A 24,801-nucleotide genomic window follows, 5' to 3' on the forward strand; every position below is an offset into this window, starting at 1 on the left:
CTTGCAAAAGTATTTCATCAATCGTATATGGGAAGGAGGGTTATCTCTTCCAATATACGATTAAATTGCAAAGATTAATCGAAACTATTGCTTAGCCTGTTCAAGCAAGATATCAATCTGTACAGCCAACTTATGCTCCAGCTCTGCGCCTTCAAAACCAATAGTACGGAATTGCATTTTCCCTTGATGATCTATCACTGCAATTGTGGGAATAAGCGCAAAGCCAACTTTCTCTCCTATATCAGGGTCATTGTTAAAATACAATGGAAAAGTATACTGCGGGTTCTTAGCCTCCCAGCCAATAGCATCTTTTATCGTATTTTTCGCCCCACTATTTACAACCATAAACATCAATTGGGAGTTGTTTTTATACTTGTCGTACACTTTCTGCAGATAGGGCATTTCCTGCATACAGGGCACACACCAGGTGGCCCAGAAATCAAGGACCACGATTTTACCTTGCATCATTTCTTTGGTAACCGGCTTACCTTTAAGATCGGTTAAACCAGTTAGCTCCGGCCCAGGCTTGTTCATCAACTGCTTTTTCAGGGATGCTTTTAGCTGAGCTAATTTTAGTTCTTCCAGCTTCTTGAGTTTTGCATTGAATTCGGTCTCAGAAGGATTGAACTTTAGAAAATTAGTTTTAGCGGATTTAATGGCAGCAGTATCCGAGGGATCTTTTAATAACACCATCCAAATGGCCTCAAAAGCTTTTTCAGAGCTCCCGGCTAGTTCATAAAGCAGCGCTATGTTCATCAGGCTTTCTTTATTCGCACCATTGCCTTCGGCTTTAACCACAAGCTTCATCGCTTCCTCTTTATTTCCCAGGTAAAACTTATTCAGGGCGATGATGGCATTAAGGCTTGATTTTGCTTCAGCAATCGTCTTGGTCCGCACACTATCGGCCACAAAAGGCAAAATATGACCGTACTCGGGAAAATACCTGATGACACCTATCGGCCACTGCTCAGCAATCTTTAAAGATGCTTCGGCATAAGCAAGTGCAGTATCAGCGGCGAGTTTTTCCGCAGTCAATTTTTCAGCAATTGTTTTTAGTTTCTGAGGTGTATAGGGCTCTGGCGCCCCCATGCTTTTACGGGCATGATAAACGGCTTTCGCCTCATCCTTGAGCCTGACATAATGCTCAAAAAGGATCCGGTGGATTTCTGTCGAATTTTCACCTGACTCCTTATCTTTTTTTAGTAATGCTTCGAGCTGGGCCACTTTTTTAGCTTCATTCTTTTCTTTGGAAATAGCGGAGATCAGATAGTCTTTTGCCAGGTCTGATTCGGGAAAACGCTTGGAAACAACCTTACGGATCGAGTCCAACCTATAATTTTCTCCAATAATCAGATAACCCATGGTCACTTTGTTGAGGTTACCGCCGAAGGTGGGGTTTTCTTCAAACTTTGCCGCGATGATTTTTCTGGCCTCCAGCCGATGTTTCATCTTTTCCTCTGGCGTTTTTGCCAGGGTCATCAGTACGCTTTGCTCACGTACTTTGGCTTCGTAATTATCGGGATAGTTGGTCAGTTCTTTTTTTAGCAGTGCCAGTTGCAAAGCAGACAATTTCGGAGATTTGGACATCTGAACCCCAAGGCTATAGGATTCATGTAAAAACCCATCTCCTACCCGCTTATTACCATTATATACGGCAATAGAATAGTGCCGATCGGCCGCAGGCTTATCGATGATTTCACCGCTCTGCAGATAAAAGGAAGCAAAGGTAGCGTAGCGCTGTAAAACAAAAGACGCGATCCATTTGTCGCCCTGTTTGGTCATTGGTAACTTCCAGGGCTGATCGTAAAATGTAGAATAAGTAAAGTTGATGAGGATGCTGCTGGCATCTTTGCCGATTGCAGCACCCGCGATTCCAGGATGATAAGTGATGGTCACCTTTTCTCCTCGTTGTGGCTTTTCGGGGGTAATTTGTACCGCCTGTGCTTGTACTTGCAAAATTGCAAGTACAAGGAGGCAGCTCATGAGCATGTGTTTTAACATAAAGATGCGAATTAGTTATAGCCCGGATTTGGGACCAAACTGTTATTACTGTTTAAAGCTGAAGATGGGATCGGGAAAAGAATGGCAGTTGATTTCCATGCTGTTTTCGTCAGACTCAATACGTCATCTGCCCTGGTTTTAGTTGGGTCGCCGGTAATGCTTTTCCAACGCTTTAAATCAAACCAGCGATGCCCCCACTCGGTGAACAGCTCAAGTCTTCTTTCATTTTCCACCTGCGCCATGGCTACAGCCAAATCTGCTGTTATTGGTAGCGGATTTAAGCCCGCTCTCTGGCGTATCACATCCAAATCGTCCTTCATTCCGGAGAAATTTAGCTGTTGCGCACGGGCTTCTGCACGGATCAGAAAGGCTTCAGCAAACCTAAGTACCATGGAATATTCAGTAGGTAAATTAACAGCCCCCACTCTCACTTTGTATTTAGCCGGGTAGTAATGGATCACCGGAGGAACGGCTGTTGTTGGATATTCGCCAATCCAATTCGTTTTCCTCAGGTCATTTGTTCCGAATGCTTCTATTAAGCTACCAGCTCCTTTATTCAGTCGATAAAAAGGTGCACCGGTAGATAAGAGTGTATTGCCTTCCCAGGTATTTCTTCCAGTGCTGGTATTAATAGCCTGCAGTTGCCATACTGCTTCAGCGCTATTTTTCAGAAAAGCCTTGGTCATGTGTGACAGACTATTGGGATCAGGATGATTAAGGATGGCATAGCCCGTGGTGCTGATGACCTCAGCGGCTTCCTGCTCCGCCAGCGGATAGTTCCCGCTGTACAGATAAGTCCTGGCCAGCAACAGCGTTGCGGCCGTTTTATTTGGGCGTATACGCTCCTTATTTCCCGGATAAGCAAGAACCAATACTTTTTTTGCTTCAGTCAAATCCTTAATGATGGCGGCATATACCTCAGCCTTTGGTGTTCTCGGCAGATTCGTATTTTTAAGCACATCGGAATCCAGGATCAATGGTACATCACCGAAAAAGTTTAGGAGGTAAAAATGGCAAAAGGCCCTTACAAACAAGGCTTCACCAAGCAATTGATTTTTAACTTCGGGTGTTAGTGTGGTAGATGCTGATACACCTTCTATAGCCAGATTTGCACGATAAATAAAACTATAGGGTTGTTCCCACATGACTTTGACATACTGATTTCCTGCAGAAACGGAATTGTTCTTAAATTCATCAAAAGGTGCTGATGCAGAAGCATAGGTAAATTCATCGGCAGCCATGGCACACATAAATGTAGTGACTACATTAGCAAACTGATAGTTGAACCCGTTCATATCACTGTAAATCCCCATTACCGCAGCTGTAGCAGATGCATCATTTACAAAGACTAGTTTACTAATTAGTTGATCTTTTGGATCATCAATATCTACAAATTTATTACAGGAAACCAGTGTGCTTAAAATCACAATACACAGAACAGAATATAATATTTTCATAATTTCTTTTTTTTAAAATGCCAATTGTAAACCTGCAGTATAAACGCTTAATGGTGGTAACGCATAACCCTTTGTTTCTGGATCAAATCCATCGTATGAGGTGATGGTAAACAGATTCTGAGCCTGAACATATACACTCAGGTTCTTAAATTTCGAATTCTTTATCACATCTGTAAGGTTGTATTTCAGGGAAACATTTTTCAATCGGATAAACGAAGCATCTACCCAATTGGCATTTGAAAACCTGTATAAGTTTTGAGAGGCATTAAAAATAGGCTTCGCTGAAGTTGCGCTGGCCCCCGGAATGGAAGCCTCCTGACCCGCGCTCTGCCATCTGTCTAATGCGCTCAGATCTTTGTTTTTCAAAAGTCCATTAGAGGAAGCCTGGTTACCATAGTTAAGCCCCGGTCCCTCTTGTTTAGCAAACTGAAAAAAGAAGTCGAGACTAATTTTTTTGTATGTCAGACTATTCGATAATCCGCCGTAAAACTTCGGCATGGTATTGCCCATCACGACCATATCTATCCTATCCGTAAATAGCCCATCTCCATTCACATCTCTGAATAATGGTACACCTGTGGCGGGATCTATGCCAGTAAAATCATAACCTTTCACAATGGTAAGTGGCTGTCCGATCACATATCTGTTTGAATTTACCGTTGTAGCCAGATTTGGATACGCTATCAATTTATTTCTGGCGATGGTCAGATTCGCGGAAGTATTCCAGGTAAAGTTTCCGCCACGCACATTGGTTGAAGTGATTTCGAACTCGAAACCCTGATTCTGCACCACTGCAGGTAAATTCGCTGTATATTCTGGAAATCCGGATTGCGGAGACAATGGGTAACCAACCAACTGATTACCTGAACGGCCGCGGTAGAAGTTCGCCGTCAGCATAAACCGATCCTGAACAAATCCTAAGTCTATTCCGAACTCAAGTTTCTTATTGACTTCCCAACTGTAATCGGGATTAGGGAAACGACTTGGATAAATACCCGCAGAACCTCCATAAGAAAGTGAAGTTGAGGACCAGCTGTCTAAGAACTGATAGCTTCCGATCTGATCATTACCTACTGTTCCATAACTTGTCCTCAATTTAGCAAAGGATAAGAATTTTAGCTGATCTTTCACAAAAGATTCGTTGCTGATGAGCCATGCTGCACCAACGGATCCAAAATTACCAAATCGTTTTCCAGGTCCAAACCTGGAAGAACCATCACGACGGAATGTACCGTTGATGATGTATTTTTCATCAAAATTATAAGTTAAACGCCCGAAGAAAGAAGCATATCTGTATTTGGTGTAGGTATAGGTACGAGGTGTGACTACCGGTGCTGCTTTGATATTTTCTAATTGTTCATCGCTCACATAGCCTCCGCCGACCAATGATTGTGCTTCGGTAATGCTGTGCTGAAAAGTTCCCCCGGCCAAGGCAGAAAGATTGCCTTTACCCAATTGAACGGAATAATCCAGCTGAGGCTCCAGGATATAGGAGTTGAATGAGCCATTTCCGTAGTTCCCGACACTTCCGCTATAGGTAGTGGGATTGAAACTGATTTTAGGCAGCGTCTGCACTTGTTTCGTTTCCAAACGGTTATATCCAGTACTTAATTTTGCATTTAGCCCATTGATAATGGTATAGGCCAATGATGTGTTGACAAACAGGTTATTGGTATTGGTCACATTTGTGCGTTCGAGCAAAGCCATTGGGTTCTGCTCAACAGTGTTAAACCAGTAATAATTGCCTTTTTCGTCGTATATCGGCATATTAGGAGCCAGATTGAACGAGCCTGCCAGATCTGTTATTGCCGAATTGTTTTCGTCAATCACATATTTTATCGAGCTGGTCATTCTGAATTTATTGTTCTGCGAATTGTAATTCAGTGAAGAATTCAATGATCCTCTTGTATAACCGGTATTGCCGGGCAATACCGATTTCTCGTTGCGAAATGCGCCACTAACCAGAAAATTAGTCTGTTCAGTTCCTCCGCTTAAACTTAGCTGTGCTTCGGTCAGACCTGCAGATTTTCCAAATAATTTTTCCTGCCAGTTCTGGTCAAGATCCGGACTCCAGGTCAGCAGATCGGGAGCCTGTAATTCAGTTGGGGTGACTGCATCATTTTTAAAGGCTTCGCGTCTTAATTCCAGATATTGCGCAGTATTGAGCATGTCAACTTTATGATTCACCTGCGCGAATCCCTGGTATACATTCATGTTTACTTCTGCCTTTCCAGATCTACCTTTTTTTGTCGTAATTAAGATCACACCGTTTGCACCCCTTGATCCATAAATAGAGGTCGCATCCGCATCTTTTAATACATCAATTCGCTCTATATCTGAGGGATTGATACTACTCAAGGGACTTTGTGTTCCATTTGCTCCAGTAAACTGGCTTAAACTTTCTGAAATAAATGGTATTCCATCCACAATATATAATGGCGAATTACCGGAGGATATGGAATTCTGTCCGCGCAGACGCACATTATATCCAGAACCAGGATATCCTGTTACTGCAGAAATATCTAAACCTGCGACTCTCCCTTGTAATGCTGCAAGTGGATCTGCTACCGGTTGATTTGCAATGCTTTTGGCCGTAATGGAACTTACCGATCCGGTATTGTTTCTTTTTGTTGTAGTTCCATAACCGATGACAACCACATCATCAAGCGTACCCACATCAGGCCTTAAAGAAACATTCGTCATGCGCCCGTTTTTTACCGGGGCCTCTGCCGTAACATACCCGATATAGCTAAAAACAAGTATCACATTTTCATTAGCGACTCTTATAATGTATTTACCCTCACCGTCTGTAGTAACCCCGGTGTTTGTTCCCTTTACTTTAACAGACACACCCGGCAATGGAAGGTTATTTTCATCCTTCACAACACCATTGATCGTTATATCCTGAGCCTTGGCAGGCGCGTCTTTAAAAATAATGACACTATTGTTGACCTGTTTATAATTTAAGCCCGTCCCTTTTAACAACTCATCCAATGTGCTTTTTACGGATCGGCTTTCTCCGTTAAGGGTGACGTCCTTAACAGAGGAAATCAGCTCATTCCGGTAAGCAAACCTAAAGTCGGTTTGTTTTTCTATCTGAGAAAAAGCACTACGAAGTGTCCCCCTGTTGATGTCGATGGAGACTTTCACGTCGGAAAGTGTCTGAGCAGAACCTGGGGAGGCCGTTAAACTGCCAACGGTAAAAATAATAACCAATAAGAGGATCGCGTTTACTTTCATAAAAAATCTTAATTTTTTAAAATTAAACGGAGCGTAAAATGCCGGGACACACCGGCTTGCAAAACGAGTAGAATTGTAATACATTGCGTTGGTTTTAGTTTGAACTGATACGAGAATTGAAACCATCCGCAAACTCCGGGTGCAACCGGGGTTTGCTTCTTTTGGTTTGGCGTGTAAATATTATGGTGATGCCTTGTTGTTCATTTCTGGTTGTTTAGGTTTTTTTATTATTTAACATCCCGGCCCGTCGATCGTAACCGTATTATTCTGTAGTTTGAGTGTTGCCCCTGTAATATCCCCTACCACACTCAACACCTGAGTAATGTCATTTCTATTGAGAAAGGCTGCCGTAAAGCGACACGATTTCACTTTCTCATTGTTAAACTGAATTTTCACACCATAACGCTCTGCTATCATTTCTGCAGCTTCGCCTAAGGTTATATCGTCCATGATCAGATCATGTTTTTTCCACTCCACAACCTCAGCAGCATTGACTTTCATTTTTACTGGATCGGGTAATTTGGTATTCCATGCCAATTGCTGGTCTGGGGTTAAAACGGCCAGCATTTTCTTTCCGTTCTCTACCTTAACTTTTCCGCGTGTTACCGTTACAGTTACCGCATTATTGGCATCATAAGCGCTAATGTTAAAGGCAGTGCCCAATACAGTAGTTTTAATTTTTCCGGTATGGATTACAAAGGGATGCCTGGCATCATGCTTAATATCGAAATACGCTTCTCCTATTAGGCGAACTTCCCGTAGGGCCTTCCCTTCAAAAGTGTCGGCATACTCCAGATAGCTACCCTGATTTAATTGCACAGAACTTCCGTCAGGTAGTTTAACCCATTTATGGGCCTCATTTTTTTTCGGTGCCTGACTCGTCTTTTTTATTCCGGCCAAATCTCTTTGTTCAACACCTGACCTTAATTGTAACACACCAATGCTTGCTACCAATACCAACACTGCTGCCGCAGCTATCCATGTCCAATTCCAATGTTTTTTTACCGGTAATTTATCCTCAATAGCTTGATTTATTTTCTCAAAAAGCTTAGCTTCATCTATATTCAGATTTGGATGCGCCGAATTGGCAAATTCCTGTTCTGTAGCTTCCAATGCCTGGCGCCACTCTTCTTCATAACCACCAGCTTTAACAAAAGCCTCGACCTGCTTTATTTCAGCAAGACTACAGCGGTTTAAAATGAAATTTATAAATAATTCTTTGACCTGATTTTCCAATTTTTCTTTGCCTGTTTATTATATTACAATTAACAGGCAGGGTACATTTACTCCAATTGAAAATAAATATTCTTTTTTTGAAGAGGACTGTCACTTTAGATAGTATATATGTTTTTATGGGTATATTTGGGTATATTTTTGGATAATGAAGATCAACTCACTTACGATAACACCTGAAATTTTAAGCATTATTTCGGGCATAGATGAATTTAAAGGTACGTGGAAGGTATTGGGTAATCTCGCACCTGAACAACTAACCTCTTTAAGAAGAGTCGCTACTATCGAAAGTATAGGATCCTCAACCCGCATAGAAGGTAGTAAGTTAAATGACAGGCAAGTAGAAATGCTACTCTCTAATTTACAAATTCAAAAATTTGAAAATCGTGACGAACAGGAAGTTGCGGGTTACGCAGCAGTAATGAGTACCGTTTTTGAGAATTACCAGGAAATCCCTCTTACTGAAAATTATATACGTCAGTTTCACAGAGATTTACTGAGATATAGTGATAAAGACTCTCGTCATCGTGGTGAATATAAAAAACATAGTAATCAGGTAGAGGCGTTTAATTCCGGTGGTAAAAGTGTTGGGGTTATTTTTGTTACAGCGAGTCCTTTTGATACACCATTAAGAATGCAACATTTGGTGGAATGGACAAATGAAACTCTGGCTAATAAATCATTACATCCAATATTGGTTACGGCTATTTTTGTTGTAGAATTTTTAGCCATACACCCGTTTCAAGATGGCAATGGAAGACTTTCAAGGGTACTGACTACTTATTTATTGTTATCCACAGGATATGCATATGTGCCATATAGTTCACTTGAATCAATCATTGAACATAGCAAAGAAGGATATTATCTGGCACTTAGGCAAACTCAGGGAACATTGGAAAATGACGCTCCTGATTGGCAACCTTGGGTATTGTTTTTCTTGAAAGCCTTATTGAAGCAAAAACAAAGATTGGAGATAAAACTCGAGAAAGAATACTTACTCTTGGGGCAACTTCCACAATTATCTGTAGATATTTTAGAACTGGTAAAATCCAGGGGACAAGTAACTATTAGTAATATTGTTACAATTACCGGGGCTAATAGGAATACGATCAAAAAGCACTTGGAAAATTTGGCATTACAAAAACAACTTCAAAAACATGGAGTAGGCAAAGGAACCTTCTATACTCGATAAATTCTTTTAGATGGCTATCCCCAATAGTTCTAAACTAATCAGGGAAGCTAATGGGGATAAAACAAAATGAATAGCAAGGCCCCATTACGAACCATAAAATCTTTAATCGTTTTAAGTGCCTTTACCATTTGACTGTTTACAGTACTGTCTTTAATGCCTAATTTCTCCGCAGCCTGTTTATAGGAATAACCATCCTCTCTGCAAAGTTCATAAATGGCCTTCCGCTTAGGTGGAAGCTGATTTACCGCCAAACTAATGAACTCACCTGTTTGTTTTCGCTCGGTATATTGCAAACCATCTTCAGATTGATGTATGGCATGTGTAAATAGTTCATCCGAAATCCAGGTTTCCCTTGATGCTCGTTTAATTACATTTAGCGACAGGTTTCTGGCAATGGTAAAAAGGAAAGCCTGAACAGAGCGGTCTGTTTGAATGCTGGCGGCATGTTCCCATAATTTAACAAAAGTATCTTGAGTGATGTCTTCAGCAAGTGCAGGAGATTTAAGAATTCCCAAGGCATAGGCATAGATCTTCTTTACATACAAGTTGTACAACTGCGAAAATGCTTTTGGATCTTGTAGTTTAAGTTTTTCTAATAATTCTATTTCCCTACCGACAGACAACCTCATGTTCTACAAATTTAGTAGATTTTATCTCAGAATCTCAATCTTTCGATTATTAATGGGAAAGTTACAAAATTTTAACACGATTAAGAAAATGAGGGATTAAATTGAAGGGGGCAATTGCCGGACATAGGAAGAAAAAAATAATTTTTAATTGTATGCCTTAACTAACTGCAGAATAAGTGCTGTGGGCATCACAAGGCCGCTTACTCTACTGTAACGGGCAATATTTATTCCATAGAAATGTCCTTTCGCGTCAAATACAGGCCCCCCGCACTGCTCTGGCCTCAAGATGGCATCATGTGAGAATACCTTACTGAACCCATCACGCCTGAAACTTTTCCCTCCTGCAAAATTCTCCGCAGGATGGTTAAAACTGATTTGAGGCATTGTTCCCAGGGTAACTTCCCTGATCAGGATGGTATCTTTTAAGGGCTCACTATTTTTACGAGTTATTTTAAGGGCGATTTTATCCCCCGGCCAATATTTCTGGTAAGCACTGATAAAATCAAATGGCTGGATGATGTTTATTTTATCAATACCAGCAATATGATCTCCAGGCTGCAAGTCAGCTTTGCTGGCAGGTGAACCAGGGTTTATGCCGGTTATGGTTAGTTTACCTTCGTTAAATCCAATTCCAGCACCCAGGTACCCTGCACTGCTCATTTTAGGCAATTCAAATGCAGCGCTACCGATGACACTAATTTTATAAGTATTATTGGATTGCGGCGAGATTAAAAATTCCCCCAACTGGTTAAGTGTCAAAGTATCGGAATTTAGTGCCGACAATTTTATACCTCCTTTAAGTTTAACAGCAGTGGAAAGCAAAACCAGATCATTATTTCTGTCCCGGGCAATAACTGTGGCGGCAACTTCTTTTCCATCAAGCTCAATGACTGGATTTTGTCCAACCAAAGAACTTTTGCTGACTAAAAGGCTGCGGTTTTTAAGTTTATTGTTTAAAGGAGAACCGTCAGCTTGAATCAGCGTGGCCTGTATTGTTTGCAATTTACCATCCAGCAGGCTTTTGAGCAGACAGACAGTCCCCTGGAGTTTAGCTGCATTTTTCCCGAAACTGATCTCCGGTGTTTCCAGTCCCGGTAATCCTGTAAGCTCCGCAGCGATTGGATCTATGCCAATCTCATCTTCCAAAGCGGGAAATGCTTTATAAGTTTCTGTTTTATTTAATGCGGTCCAGTATTTTCGGTAAAGATCAACCGGGACCTCAAAGTTATCCTGCTCGCCAACATCAATTGCGCTATGCAGACCGATTAATCGGCCATGGTAATCGAACAGCGGACCTCCGGAATCTCCCGGTTCCATGATACAGGTGGAGGTAATGAAGCCGTGTTTATTTAGTACTTCAGCCACATAGCCAAAGCGTACCATAGGCAGGGATTGGTTAAGACTCTCAGGATAGGCTATACTGATACAGGGTTCGTGTTTTTTCAGGCTCGACGACCAGCCCATCTCTGCATAGGGCCATGTCCCTTGCTCGATGATCTTCATCATCGCCACGTCGGGAACCGAGGTATTGCCTTCCAGCTCGATTTCGCCCAAGCCCCGGGCAATATGCTCCGATCCATCCGGGAACATAACTTTGTAGGTAGCACCAGGCTTGTTTACGTGTGCAGCCGTAAGGATATGCCCGCTTGCGCTGACAACAACGCCACTGAATTGTCCACCGGTCCGGATTTGCTTTTCTATATCATAACCCCACATCCTGACACTTGCCGCAGATGCCTTTTGAATGGCTTTTTGCATGGTAATCGTTAAACGGTCGGGATTGAATTTTTGTGCATAGGCATTGCTACCTGTTCCTGTGATTAGGAACAGTGTAGCAATACAAATAAGAAATTTTGTCATATTACAGGTTTTACCTTCTCTCGTTGAATACTCCGAATTCCGCAATCGAAGGAACGCTATCAAACGACAGATATTTAATCCTCACCTTATTCCCCCAGATACGGCCGAAACGGTGTATTAAGATTCTCGATTTGCTTTTCCCTTCGGCTAAAGGATGCCATGAACTGTTAGCAAAATACTCGATAGTATAGGATACCTGATCAGATTTTGCCTGGGTAATTACAATCGCGTTAAAGGCCGTTTCTTTGATAAGGTCGACCTCAAACCAAGGGTTTTTAACTGTCGGGTGCGAGGTCCAGTTAGAGCTGAAATCATCATCAACAGCAAAGTCCATGATGGACATGTCCCAGCTCCAGCTTCCGTTGGCCGGCTTTCTTTTGGCCAGATTCGACGAAATAACAGGTGCTTCTGCCGCAGGAAATTTAGGAAATCCGCCGATTGGTTTATATAGTTTACCCATTTCACGCAATGCAACAAGGGCATTGTCGTCAATTAAACCATCACGGTTAGGGGCCACGTTGAGGATGAAATTGCAATAAACCTGGTTGTAAGGAACAGCATTTTCATTTATCATTTTCTCAGGAGACTTGACTGCTGTGATTGGAAAAGATGTTTTCCAAAACCAGTTTTCCTGTAGGGGTAAACACGCCAGGGCAGGTAATTTATTGTGCTCTTTAGAGATGTGCTGACCGGCACCTTGCTCATACGATTTAATATCGGTGTAAAACAAAGCTTCAGTCGGGTATTTGGCCGCATTTAAATCCATCACCAAACAGTTTGGCTGTATGGACTTTATTAAATTGTAAATCTCTTCAAAAGGGACATCATCGTAGGAAATTCTGGACCATGGTGCGTCCCATCCATCAATAACCAAAGCAGAGATTTCACCATAATTAGTCAGCAACTCGGTGAGTTGGTCTTTGACCATTTTGATATGTGCCGGGCTAATTTGGCCTGGACGAAGTTTATGGTGTGTATCTAAAATAGAATAATACAACATCACCTTCAATCCTGCTTTACGAAAAGAAGTTACGTATTCTTTAACCACATCCCGTTTCAAGGGACTGTTCATCACATTATAATCTGTCGTTTTAGTATCCCATATAGCAAATCCGCTATGGTGTTTGGTTGTTAAACAACCATAAGACATATTTGCGGATTTAGCGGCTTTAGCCCATTGATCTGTATTAAGTTTTTTAGGGTTAAAGATTTCGGGAGATGCATCTGGATCCGCCCAATCATCGTTCATATAGGTAGGGATGTTGTAATGGATAAACATCCCGAATCCAAGGTCGACAAAAGCTTGTTGCAACTGTTGAAGTGGGCGCTGATCCATACTGCTTTGCGCGAAGGCACCATTTATAGAAGGAGCACCGCCAAAAGCGCATAGGAATGCGACAACAACTAAGAGTTTACATTTCATATTGTGTGTTCACTGAAAATTTAGATTTTGATGTCAACCATTTTTTTGCCGGGCGGGAAGCACTTATTTTCGTCACAAGTCTGGTAAGACATGCCGCAGCTGATTGCCGAGCCTGGCTTTACATTTACAAGACTCAATTCTATGGAAAACGTAGCCTTGTCGTCAAAGATAAATACGCCTTCATATCCGGGAAACGGAACGGATGGAGAAGATTGCCACTCCCCTTTAATGCTTACGCCTTCTGGCAGTTCCAGAAGTACTTTTACGGGTATGAAGGGGCTATCATCAGGAAGAAGCGCATAGGTATGCCAGCCTTTTAAGATGGCTGCATCGATATAAAGCCTTGCGGTGTTGGTATTTTGTCCGTAAACCAGTTTCGCCGAAACTGCTACCGGGTCTTCAATTGTAGACCCGGTAATTTGGGCCGAAGTTTTCTCAGTGAGACTTACTGATGCACTTTTGTTTTGCTGCCCGGATTGACCAAAGGTGTTCACGATAAATTTAAACCCAGCAGCCTCGGTAAAGAAAAGCTTTTGTTTATTGGTATTAAACCAATTTCTCCATTCTGCCGCTGTGGCAAAGCTTTCGTTAGTATAACGCAAGAGTACGCGTCTTGCCATTGCTTCATCCTGCTTTCTTTCCAACATTGTAATGCAATGTTCCAGTATGGCTGGCTTGCGATTGGATTTCTTCATTTGAGCTGCATCCGCATCCAATTGTAAAGCATAGGCATTGGCAGGATAGAAATACTCATAGTTTTCTCGGAAGTATTGGTGATATAGTGCGGTATTGGTGCCGAACTTCGCAAATAGCGCGTCACCCGCTTGCGTCTTCAGGTAGTCTTCAAAGCTTTCCATTGCATTGGTAACCGGCATTTTAAGAAATTGCTCATTACCTTTACCAATATCTTCTCCGGCATCCTTTTTATCTCTGAGTTCTTTTTGTAGTTTAAGCAGCCTTTCGTTTCCTACCTTCCGGGACACGATTGCTTTGTCATACAGCGCTCTGCTTATCCGATAGATTTTTTCATCTATGCTGGTACGGGTTTCGATCTGCACTTTTTTGACGATGGCGGGCTTATGATCGTATTTTTTTATATAACAAACAGTGTTTACAAATACATCTTTCGCCTCATTGGTCATGTAATCTGGAGATCCTGAGAAGCCCCACATGAAGTAATTTCCTTGCCTGCCCAGTGCTACTGCTTCGGCATTTTTCAGGCATACACCCCCTGAAATCACCTCCGCATCCGGAGAGTCTTCAAACCCTTCACCATGCGAGACCATGCCGATCAGGTATTTTTGACCTGCGGGAAGATCTCCTTTTACCACTTGCCACATCGGCATGCTTTTTGGCGTTTTCGCACCTTGGTGTCCGTTGAAAAATGAACCCGGAGTGGGTTTGTTCTGCATCGTCAATTTAACTTTGTTAGGAGCATTGAAGATGGCATGTGTGGTTTTGATGTTGAGGGCTTCATCATCCAGGCACTGGCAGTACCAATCGAACTTAAGGCCTATAGGCAACCCAACGTTGGGTGCCATAGCATGCATTAGGATCATCGGACGACTGAAATCAGCTGGCAGTTTTACCGGGCCAGCATCCATGATCGTGACATCCACTCCATTAGACATCTCTGCAGTGTAGTCGCGTACATCCACAGTTTTGACTTCCTGAAAGTGGCTCTCTAAAAAAGCTTTGAAATCCGCCATTCGAGTCTGGTACATTTTGGCGACCACAGTGGCGGAGGTACTATAATAGACCACATCAGCTGGCATTGGTTTCTCGGGCTTGTAACCTACGTACAATACCTTTAGCAGAATTTTCTCCTTAGCAAACGCCTGCTGCATCGTCAGCAACACCAACGCGATCGTGAATAGTTTCTTCATTAGTTCATCAATTCAGCTAATTTTTTATTCAGGGCCTCACCCATCAGGTGGGAACCGATGATCTTGCCTTCAGGGTTGACCAGGAAATTTGCAGGAACGCCTGAGATACCATAGACCTTGCGGGCTTCATTATCCCAGCCTTTGAGGTCAGAGATTTGTGGCCATGTTAGTCCGTCTTTTTTGATTGCTTCCAACCATTTAGCTTTGTCGCTATCTACGGATACACCCAGGATTTCGAATCCTTTGTCTTTAAATGAAGCATACTGCTTCAGCAAATTCGGACTTTCCGCACGACATGGGGAACACCAGCTGGCCCAAAATTCTATCAGCACATATTTGCCTTTAAAGTCAGCTAATGAAACGGATTTGCCGTTGACATCCTGCTGTGTAAAATTGGGTGCATTAACGCCTATGGCAGTGACAATGTGTCCATTTAATAGTTTGTATAGTCCCTGGCCGGTATACGACAAGCGTAATGGCTCACTTAGTTTATTAAACAAAGGCAATACAATATCTGGCTTCACACCGTATCCACTTACAGATTCTGACAATGCTTGCAACGCAAAGTAAGAATTAGGATTATTTTTTGCGAACAGCAACATTTTTTGTCCGCGTGAAATTCTCAATGCCTGCACTTGCTTATCCAGCGTCTTGAAATAAGCTGTATCTTTTTGCTGCTCAGGATTCGCCCTGTTGATAGCAACATTGGCATTGTGATGTACAGTCATTACTGTAGGGCCAACTTGTTGATCAAAAGCCAGCATTTCGTTATAGACTTTGGAACCAGTCCATTTTGCATTGTAGAGCGAGTCTGCCGAATTGATCTGTATCTTTTCTTTGCCAAAGTTGACATAAACCACATCTCCTAAGCCTTTGGTTCCGTAGATCTCTTTGTCGCGGATGCCTTCACGGGAAAGCGTCATTCTTGAATTAGCAATCCCCGCTATATTCCCGGTAAATTTAAACGCCCCATTTACAAGCGTTGCGGAATCTAATTTCCCTTCTTCTTCTGAGTTATAATCAATATACATCTTTGCAGGTGCATTAAGGTTTCCTATTTTACCAGTAATCGTAAAATTAGGTGTTTGTGCCATGCCCAAAAAAGGTGCTATGACAGCAATTATCAATAGTTTAATTTTCATTAGTGTTATCTGTCTAATTATTCAAATCTGATTTTGTTATCTGACTACTACATCAACTGGATCGCCGGGAATGCCGCTTATTGTTTTTGTAATGTTCCCGTCTTTACCCACCGTGACATCGAGCATATATACAAAACCATTAGTACCCGTGGTTAGTGTATTGCCATCTTCGCTAATCTTTAGCATGGTTACTTTTTTACCGCCAAAGTTTGCGACCAATTCGGTTAAACTTTCATTTACGGGGTTATACCTCCATATTTTATCATTCGATGAGAAGTAAAATACATTCAAGTTGTTACGTACCCATTTTGAATCCGCATTTACCGATGATGAACCTTTAAACAGGCGCTTATGTCCGGGAATGATTTCCTTATCGGTTCCGGTAAGCTTATAACTAAACATCAATTCATAAGTATTACCATCTGCCTCTCTGAAATAAGCATAAGAAGTACCCGACTCCCCGGCTTTCATAAAGATCAGGTTCTGCATACCAATCGCTTTGGGATTGAAAACAGTTGTCTCTTTAACCAGATAGGTTGTACCAAGATAGCTCCCATCTCCACCGAAAATCACAAATGCCTTAGCCTTATTGTCAAAACCGAAATAAAATGAGCTCCCGTGTGTAAAGTAGTTGGACAGTTGGTAATCGCCGCTCTGCTCATTGGCAAATTTTCCATAATCCGGTGCAAATGGTGCTGTACTCTGGATACCGATGTATAATTTATTGTTAATTACTCCATTTGATATGGTACCCATAAGTGGCTCTATATATCCAGGAGAAATTACTGGGGGCGGTAAAAAGAACTGTGACCTGAAATTGTCTTTGTAAAGCAAAGTATTGGCATCAACAATGGTGCTACCTTTCGCAGCATCATTACCTAATACCCAGTATTCTTCTTTGCTCAAGAGCTGATATGGCAATGGCTTTGAATAATACAACTGTACCGGATTAGCCGACAAAGACTCGTTGTTGAGGCCCTGATAAATGTTTGACAATACGGTATTGTCTGGTTTCACGAATGACAATTTAGCGAGGCCGGCGTCACTGCTCAATACTACCGTTCCTTTAGAGAATTGTGTGGTTCCAGTTACCTTAAACTTGAGCTTGTAAATCAGTCCATTTCTTTTATCGGTGACAATCAGTGTACCAGACCTTTCACCTGGACCGAGTCCATAAAGCATTTTTAACGGATATCCAGTATAAACAATCTCCTTAAGTTCCTCCAGTACAAGTATGCGCCATTCGAAATTAAGGTCTTTTAGTGGGTCTGCTCCTTCGAGACTAACTTTAGGTTTAATGATCAGTGTATCACCGGTAATCGCCGGGAAATTAACATCCTTAACCCCCTCTACAATCGGTTCTGAAGGAGGCGAATAAGTATAGTTCCCTAAATCCTTTTTACAGGAAGTATAGCACAGGGCTATGAACGCCAATAGATATATATATTTTAATTTCATGATTTTATTTTTAATGCGTTAACTACATGATGATCTGTTTCCCGGCTTCGTTCATGAAGAAATAGCCATTTACCTGGGGAAAGAACTTTACATAAAATTTGATTTCAGGAGATGCCGTATTGTAGAAATCATAATCGTCGATTCCTTCTGTCCTTTTTGTAAGTACGTAGCCTTTCTGCGGATTTCTGGTCACCCAAGTGAATGGATCTTTAACAAATAGCCTTACATTTTCCAGATAGTACAGTGTTCTGGGTATTTCAAGGTATGCGTTGGGCAATGTAGGATTCACCAGGTCTTTTCCGCCCGAGATCAGAAACAACTGATGCGTTACCCGACTGTATTCGCCAAGTTGTCCCTGCCAGTACATCCACCAAGATGGTTTTTCCAGTCTGTTCGAGTAAATCAGTTTTTTTGTTCGAAGTTTAACTGGGAGATCCTCCTTAAAATCAGCATTTCCGATCAAACGAAAGGTTAAGGCTACAGATTTGCTGGTTAAATCCTGATCGATGTTTTTGATGATCACTGGGACCTTTATTTTCCCCGAATCCGCCGGCATGATGTAAAAAGGTTTCAGTGGCTCATAATGCTTATCCTTTTCTGCGGTAGTAGCCGTATCAACAATGGATAAAATAAACTGTCTGTCGTGGTTCACTCGCTTTCCTGATACAACAACAGGCACCCAAATGGTATCTTTGGCTAATCCCGGACTTGTAGAGAAGGAATAGCTGACTGCCGAAGTATCGAAAACACCAGTATTATCATAATAATTTAAATAAATATTATCGACAGACTCGTAAGTGGTGATATTGTTCTTTTTACAGGCAAAAAGTAATATGCCAAGCATAAAAACGTAAAATATGTTTTTGTTCATCATCTCTATGTTTAATTTCTGTAAGCTTGTTCGTCAACTGGTATTGGGGACACGAAAATGCTGTTCGAGGCAGGGTAAATCAGTCCATTGGTATTGATTACATCTCGGTTCAATCGTTTGTGCATAAAGAAAATCTGACTTTCTCCGTAAAACTCTTTGCGAGCCTCGCCAACAAGCTTGTCCATGAATTGAGCCTTGGTGATTGTTTTAAGCAATGGGGTACCAATACCACGATGTTTACGTACGGTATCCACTAAGGCTGTGGCATGGATCGGATCACTGTCAAAGCTAGCCTCTGCAGCAATGTAATACAGTTCCGACAAGCGCAAAGCTGGTGCTACCGTTGGATGAAGGTTTTTTAACGGAGTCGAGTTTGTTGTATACTTTTGAAGCAGCGCCTTTCCGGTGTTATTGGATGAGGGGATATCGAGAAACCATTGCGCCCTACGCCAGTCGTCTGCCCCAACAGTACCTTTCTCATAGATCAGGTCTTTTTGCGTAATGGAGGGCACATACATCGCGTCATTTTTTGTAAAAAGTGCAGCGAAATGATCAACCTGGTCTTTGCCTTGTGAAACAAACCAAGCCGAGATCAGCTCCGGATAAAAGATTTTATCTCTCCGCTCAGGATTCGTATTGTTGAAATCTGCATTCTCTGTCCAGGGGAACTTTTTAGCATCTATCACTTCCTTCGCATTTTGCAAACTATTTGGCAAGTCATTCTTATACAAATAAACCCTGGCCAATTCACCGCAAACCGTATAATAGTTCATGCGGTGTCTTCTGTTCTGAAGGAATAGGGATCCACTTTTGGTCTCCGTTGCTTTTTTTGCCTCTGGTGTTCCCTCTGGATAAACCTTTTCCGGATAACCGATAATGTATCCTGACTCTAAGATAGGATCGGAATTCCGAAGCAGGGTTTTAGCTGCTACCAAATCGGCAATCGCTTTATCCAATACCTCGCTTACAGTAGAGAAAGGAGTGCTTTTTATGGAAACTACCGTTACATAAGGAATTGCAGGAGCCGTAGGATTATTTTTGTAGGAAGGGGCATACATCCTTAAGAGGTCAAAGTGCAGGTAAGCGCGAAGCGTTAGTGCTTCACCCTTGATTAGTTCATAGTTTTTATCCTGAAAGACTGCTTTCTTTTGATCAATTACTTCGAGTATGGCATTACAATTACTGATCGCTTTGTAACCGGCTATCCAGATCTGATCATATTTGCTGATCAAGGTCTGATCGGTATACTTAAACGAGGCGATCTTCTGCAGGTTAAGGTCGGTAAGCGTATAATTTTGCGCCATAATGTCGAGGTTGGAAATAGTAAGGTTCCCCCCATACAGATCTCGATCGGCACAATAGGTGTAAACTCCGTTCAACGCTTCTTTGAAGCCTTCTTCGGTGGTAAACAATTGTTCCTTTGTTACATCCGATTCAGGCTGTACATCAAGAAACTTCTTGCATGAAGTACAAACCAGCAGGCAGATCGTAAATAAATAAGCTAATTTTAATGATTTCATGTGGCTATTTTTTAAAAGGTGGCCTGTAAAGAAAATGTGATGCTTCTGGCGAAGGGAGAATCTATACCCCGCTCTATTTCTACGCTTGATACCCTGAAAATATCATTCATCGTAACCGCCGTCCTTAAAGTTTGGAACCCAATTTTGCGTACAAGGTCCTTTTTAAAGTCGTAGGATAGGTAAACCGACTGCAGGTCTATCAAGTTTTCTTTTTGAACAAACCTGGAGCTTGCCCTGGTTAACGAAAGGTCTTTGATGTTTTTGTATAAAGCAGGATCTCCAGAGTTAACCCACCTTTGCGACAATGCTCTACTGTCTACATTAAATCGGGGATCAGCATTTTCAATCCTGTCTACCAATGTCTGGTTATAGATTTGTCCACCCGTGCGGTAGTAAAAGCTAAAACTGACCATAAAATTTTTATAACTGATGTTACTGCCAAAATTACCCGCGAACTTAGGTGTGCTATCGCCCACAGGCTGCGTGTCTTTAATGTCATAGTCGTACGTTAAAGTCCCGTCCTTTTTCACGTAAATCTCTTTCCCATTTTCAGGATCAATCCCTAAAGACTTCACTGCATATATAGTATTAAGAGATTGGCCTTCGTTGTAACGCAATAAAGGCATAGATAACAATCCATTTGCCGCATTTTCATTGTTGTTAGGATTACTCTGAATATCGTCAATCCTGCTATTCAGTACTTTTAAGGAATTCGAAAGTTTGACCAGTTTATTGGTATTATGAGCCAGATTACCAGTAATGTTCACATTCCAGCCCGAAGCATTAATTGCATTAGCGGTAAGGTAAATCTCGTATCCTTTATTCGCCATATCGCCCAGGTTTTCTTTATAAGTAGTAAACCCTGTCGATGGAGAAAGGCTGATATCGGTAATCAGGCCTTTGGTCAGTTTATAATAATAACGCGGGGAAAGGACAACACGGTCTTTAAACAATCCGATATCCAGGCCTACATCAGAAGTGGTGGTTTTCTGCCATTCCAGATTACTGTTACCATATCCTAGTAGATAGGCACCAACGCCAGTTGAATACCAGTTTTGCGAATAATACCCATACATAGATCTGGACATATAGGGTTCAAATCCTACAGAACCAACTGTTCCTGTACTGGCCTTTAGTCTCAATTGACTAATTAAGTTTGATCCCTTAAGAAAATCTTCATTATGAATATTCCAGCCTAGACCAGCAGCCCAGAAGGGCGCAAAACGTTTGTTTGATCCGAATGCTGAAGAGCCGTCCATTCTGAACGATCCATCCATCAGGTATTTGTTCTTGTACGAATAGTTACCTGAAAAGAAAGCTCCAGCCGTTCTATTGATCAGAACATCGCCACCTGGACCGGAGTTCTCTTTATAGATCCGGGCAAAACCAATATTGGTAAAGCGGTCGTTAGAGAAGCCCTGTGCCTCTACGGATTTAAAGTCAGACTTGGCAGACAGCACATTAGCTCCCAATACAAGATTGAAAGAATTGTCTTGTATCTGCTTGTTATAATTGATGGTTAAAGTTCCATCAACGGCGGTTCTATTTGTTGTTGTATAGCGATAAGAGCCCCTGTTATTCAGCTTATCTGTCGCATCGTCATAAAACTGGTAGCTGGCAGGAGAAACAAATGCGTCACTTTTTGAGTTGGTCTGATTTAAGCTCACTAATGCTTTGATGCGGAGACTGGGTGATAATTTATAATCAGCAGAAAATGCATCTATAATTTCCAGGTAAGCTTCCTTATTAAAATTGTTTAGACCAGCTTCAAACAGCGGATTAAATACACGCACGTTCTCATACTGATTATCCTGGTTCCTGAAGGTATTTACACGCCAGTTTGCGAGCTCCTGAATTACGCGACCTGCACTGTCGGTCTTTGGAAAATACGGATTCATTAATGCATAGGTAGAAAAACTGCCATAAGGAGAATTCACACCATTTGTCTGGTTGATGGAAAGGTCGTTTCGCAAAATCAACTTTGGAGAAGGATTATAGGTAAAATTCATACCTCCACTAAACCGATCTCTTGTCGAACCTTTCATTACACCCGGCTGGGTCTGATACCTCAGATCAATACCATAACGAAAATTTTCGTCGCCCCCTTGTGCATTGATCGAGTGCTTTTGCGCATAACTGTTTTGGAGTGGTTGTGATAGCCAATAGGTATTTATTCCACTCGCTACATTTCTTAATCTTGAAAAAAGCTGCGCATCCATCACATCCTGTGGTACATCGCCACTTGATCCGCCAGTACTATACATTCCTGCAAGCTGTTCGTAAGCTATTTTATCTTTCGCATTAAGCACCTGGTAATCCGAAAGATCAGGGCCTGAAAAAGTAAGGTCATAGTTGTAGCTCAGTTGCAATTTACCCGCTACGGGAGCCTTTGTGGTGATTACCATTACACCATTGGCGGCTCTTGAGCCATAAACTGCCGTTGCTGCAGCATCCTTAAGCAATGTAATGGAGGCAATGCGGTTGATATCCAAGTCAACTACTTTTTGGAGTGAAACTTCAAAACCATCCAAAATAAAAGCAGGAAGGTTAAAGGAACTGGATAAATTGTTCCGGTCCAGCACATCATCTCTATTCGCATTACTAGCAGGCATGCCTGGCAATGCGGTAGCACCACGCACATTGATTCTTGGCATTGCATTGGGATCTGATCCTGCGAGGTTGTTATCCAACAGTCTGAATGAAGGATCAAATGACTGAATCGCTTTCAGTACATTTTGCGGATTGGTTCTTTTCAGATCTTCGCCCTTAATAACAATAGCATTCCCGGTATAACTTTCCTTCTTTATGGTCTGGTAGCCGGTAACAATTACGTCACTCATCAGGTTTACCTGATCTTCCATGCTAACGGTTATAAACTTGGCATCACCTACCTTAACTTCTTTTTCCTTAAATCCGATATAAGTAAAAACCAGTACATCACCGGGTTGGGCATCGATTTTAAACTCCCCTTTACTATTGGTCTGGGCCCTTATGCTTTTGTTCCCTTTAATGGTAATGTTTACCCCCGGAATTCCGGTTTGAGTTTGAGGGTCGATCACCTTTCCTGTGATATCAATCCGGGCATTAGCCATTTCGATATTATTGTCAACCATCTTGTTTCGGACTACAATGGTTTTATCGACTATATTAAAAGTTAAATTCTGGTCGGTAAGACAGGCTTTAAGCGCTTCTTCCAAAGGAACATTCTTCAATTCTACATTGAGTATTTGCCTGTTCAGGTTTACCTTTCCACTATAGAAAAACAGGTATCCTGTTTGCTTTTTAATATCTCCGAAAACGGTTTCAAGTGTAGTGTTTTTCCTGGAAACAGTAACACTTTGTGAATAGCTCGCAGCAGACAAATGCATCGTGCCGATCAGTAATAAAATAGCAGTTAATTTCATCACTATTAGTAATTTGTACTTTACCTGCCGTATAGAAAATACGGGGTTGTAAAGAAAAGTTAATTTCATACTTTTGGAATAGAATTAAGTGAATAAATAGCAACCCGGTCTCAACATCTGGCTGCTGACTTTTTTTTGACCGGAAGAGGTGAGATGCTTCCGGTTTTTTAGTCAAATCTTTTGTGGTTCTCGATCTATTGTAGCTTTCTTATCATTTGTGGTTGGTTTAGTTGATTAAAGATTAAGTTGATTATTTTATTGATTTTGGGCTTGTTGCTGTAGACGCTGGTTATACGACACTTTAACGGTTTTTCCTACAACATCAAAATTTACATTATTGAGTTCCAGTATGTTAAATACTTCTGAAAGCTTACTACTTCTGGAGATTTCTCCAAAATATTTTTCCTCGCTTATTGGCCCTACGTAGATTACATTGACATCATACCATCTGGCAACCTGTCGCATGACAGATTTCAGATCATCACCTTCAAAGGAGAAAATACCATTGATCCATGCGGTTTCCTTATTGATATTGACACGACGTTTAACAATAGAATTTGCATCAGCTCTATCCAACACCGCCTGCTCTCCAGGTTCAATTAAGGCCGATTCTTTAAGTGTAGAAACTTTTACCGCGCCTTCCAGCAATGTTGTTTTTATGGTTCGTTCCTCTGCATAAGCATTGACATTGAAATGGGTACCCAACACCTCTACAGTCTGTACACCCGAAACTACCCTGAATCGCTTATTTTTATGCTTAGCTACTTCAAAATAGGCTTCACCATTTAACTCGACCATCCGATCTCCTTCTTTGAAGGAGGTCGGGAAGGTTACGGAGGAAGCCGAGTTCAGCATCACTTTAGTCCCATCTGAAAGTATGATGGTATATTGCCCGCCCTTAGGCGTAGAAATTGTATTGTGCGTGTTTTCAGTTGGTACATCCTCGCCCCCATTAACGACGGTGTAAATCAGTTCGCCATCATTAGATTTACTGACACTAATTCCCGACTGCTTAGAAATTTCTCCTTTAGCAGCATCATTCAACACAATTTTCTTTCCATTGGCCAGCGTAAGAATAGCATTGTTACCTCCGGGTGCAATATCAGTTACCACTGCATTACCATCTTTTAGCTTAGGTCCTATATTATAAAAATATAAGCCCAGACCACATCCAATTAATAGAACCACTGCCGCAGCAATGCGGGACCATACATTTAAACGCAGCACCTTTGGCTTTATGCGCCTTCCCGATTTTTCAAGAGTACCATTCCAAATCTCATCTTTTAAATGCAGGAAATTACTTTCCTGATCAGACAGTTGATACTTAAGAGACTCATCCAGATACCAGTTTTCTACCCATAACCGTTCTTCGGCGGTAGCTAATCCTTCGTTATATCTTTCTATGAGTTCTTTTGCTTGATCCCTATTCATTCTTTCTTATTACAAAGGCAGACTTATTACACATGGCCTATTTAAATGAAAGAA

15 protein-coding genes are annotated in these 24,801 nt (G+C 41.6%); 1 reads left to right on the forward strand and 14 read right to left on the reverse strand.

Annotated features, from left to right (window positions below; genetic code table 11):
- Positions 1-84 precede the first annotated feature (84 nt).
- From EZ444_RS12565 to EZ444_RS12580, 4 genes are all read right to left on the reverse strand, one after another.
- Positions 85-1,983 (reverse strand): TlpA disulfide reductase family protein, encoded by a 1,899-nt coding sequence (locus EZ444_RS12565; RefSeq protein ID WP_225874716.1) that lies wholly within the window; start codon positions 1,981-1,983, stop codon positions 85-87.
- A gap of 29 nt (positions 1,984-2,012) precedes the next feature.
- Positions 2,013-3,458 (reverse strand): RagB/SusD family nutrient uptake outer membrane protein, encoded by a 1,446-nt coding sequence (locus EZ444_RS12570; RefSeq protein ID WP_131609319.1) that lies wholly within the window; start codon positions 3,456-3,458, stop codon positions 2,013-2,015.
- A 12-nt stretch (positions 3,459-3,470) separates the two neighbouring features.
- Complete coding sequence (locus EZ444_RS12575; protein WP_225874717.1) at positions 3,471-6,698, reverse strand: TonB-dependent receptor; 3,228 nt, start codon at positions 6,696-6,698, stop codon at positions 3,471-3,473.
- 231 nt (positions 6,699-6,929) lie between these two features.
- On the reverse strand, positions 6,930-7,934 hold the full coding sequence (locus tag EZ444_RS12580) for a FecR family protein (protein WP_131609323.1): 1,005 nt from the start codon (positions 7,932-7,934) through the stop codon (positions 6,930-6,932).
- A 145-nt stretch (positions 7,935-8,079) separates the two neighbouring features.
- Here EZ444_RS12580 and EZ444_RS12585 point away from each other — a divergent pair, with 145 nt between their 5' ends.
- Positions 8,080-9,123: a Fic family protein gene (locus EZ444_RS12585; protein WP_131609325.1), complete on the forward strand. Its 1,044-nt coding sequence runs from the start codon at positions 8,080-8,082 to the stop codon at positions 9,121-9,123.
- Between the two features lie 47 nt (positions 9,124-9,170).
- Here the strand turns inward: EZ444_RS12585 and EZ444_RS12590 are convergent, their stop codons facing one another.
- From EZ444_RS12590 to EZ444_RS12635, 10 genes are all read right to left on the reverse strand, one after another.
- On the reverse strand, positions 9,171-9,752 hold the full coding sequence (locus EZ444_RS12590; protein ID WP_131609327.1) for an RNA polymerase sigma factor: 582 nt from the start codon (positions 9,750-9,752) through the stop codon (positions 9,171-9,173).
- Positions 9,753-9,896: 144 nt separating this feature from the next.
- Complete coding sequence (locus EZ444_RS12595) at positions 9,897-11,612, reverse strand: trypsin-like peptidase domain-containing protein (RefSeq protein WP_131609329.1); 1,716 nt, start codon at positions 11,610-11,612, stop codon at positions 9,897-9,899.
- 10 nt (positions 11,613-11,622) lie between these two features.
- Positions 11,623-13,035, reverse strand: a complete 1,413-nt coding sequence (locus EZ444_RS12600; RefSeq protein ID WP_131609331.1) for an alpha-L-fucosidase — start codon at positions 13,033-13,035, stop codon at positions 11,623-11,625.
- A gap of 20 nt (positions 13,036-13,055) precedes the next feature.
- Complete coding sequence (locus EZ444_RS12605; protein ID WP_165503603.1) at positions 13,056-14,882, reverse strand: protein-disulfide reductase DsbD domain-containing protein; 1,827 nt, start codon at positions 14,880-14,882, stop codon at positions 13,056-13,058.
- A 38-nt stretch (positions 14,883-14,920) separates the two neighbouring features.
- On the reverse strand, positions 14,921-16,063 hold the full coding sequence (locus EZ444_RS12610; RefSeq protein WP_131609334.1) for a TlpA disulfide reductase family protein: 1,143 nt from the start codon (positions 16,061-16,063) through the stop codon (positions 14,921-14,923).
- A 36-nt stretch (positions 16,064-16,099) separates the two neighbouring features.
- The gene (locus EZ444_RS12615) at positions 16,100-17,521 is read right to left on the reverse strand and encodes a PKD-like family lipoprotein (RefSeq protein WP_131609336.1); all 1,422 of its coding nucleotides are present in this window, start codon (positions 17,519-17,521) and stop codon (positions 16,100-16,102) included.
- Between the two features lie 22 nt (positions 17,522-17,543).
- Positions 17,544-18,395, reverse strand: a complete 852-nt coding sequence (locus EZ444_RS12620; RefSeq protein WP_131609338.1) for a DUF4843 domain-containing protein — start codon at positions 18,393-18,395, stop codon at positions 17,544-17,546.
- A gap of 8 nt (positions 18,396-18,403) precedes the next feature.
- Positions 18,404-19,912 (reverse strand): RagB/SusD family nutrient uptake outer membrane protein, encoded by a 1,509-nt coding sequence (locus EZ444_RS12625; protein ID WP_131609340.1) that lies wholly within the window; start codon positions 19,910-19,912, stop codon positions 18,404-18,406.
- 11 nt (positions 19,913-19,923) lie between these two features.
- Complete coding sequence (locus tag EZ444_RS12630) at positions 19,924-23,385, reverse strand: SusC/RagA family TonB-linked outer membrane protein (protein WP_131609342.1); 3,462 nt, start codon at positions 23,383-23,385, stop codon at positions 19,924-19,926.
- 186 nt (positions 23,386-23,571) lie between these two features.
- Positions 23,572-24,747, reverse strand: a complete 1,176-nt coding sequence (locus tag EZ444_RS12635; RefSeq protein WP_131609344.1) for a FecR family protein — start codon at positions 24,745-24,747, stop codon at positions 23,572-23,574.
- Positions 24,748-24,801 lie beyond the last annotated feature (54 nt).

The sequence above is a fragment of the Pedobacter hiemivivus genome, from assembly GCF_004331685.1.
GTDB lineage: Bacteria > Bacteroidota > Bacteroidia > Sphingobacteriales > Sphingobacteriaceae > Pedobacter > Pedobacter hiemivivus.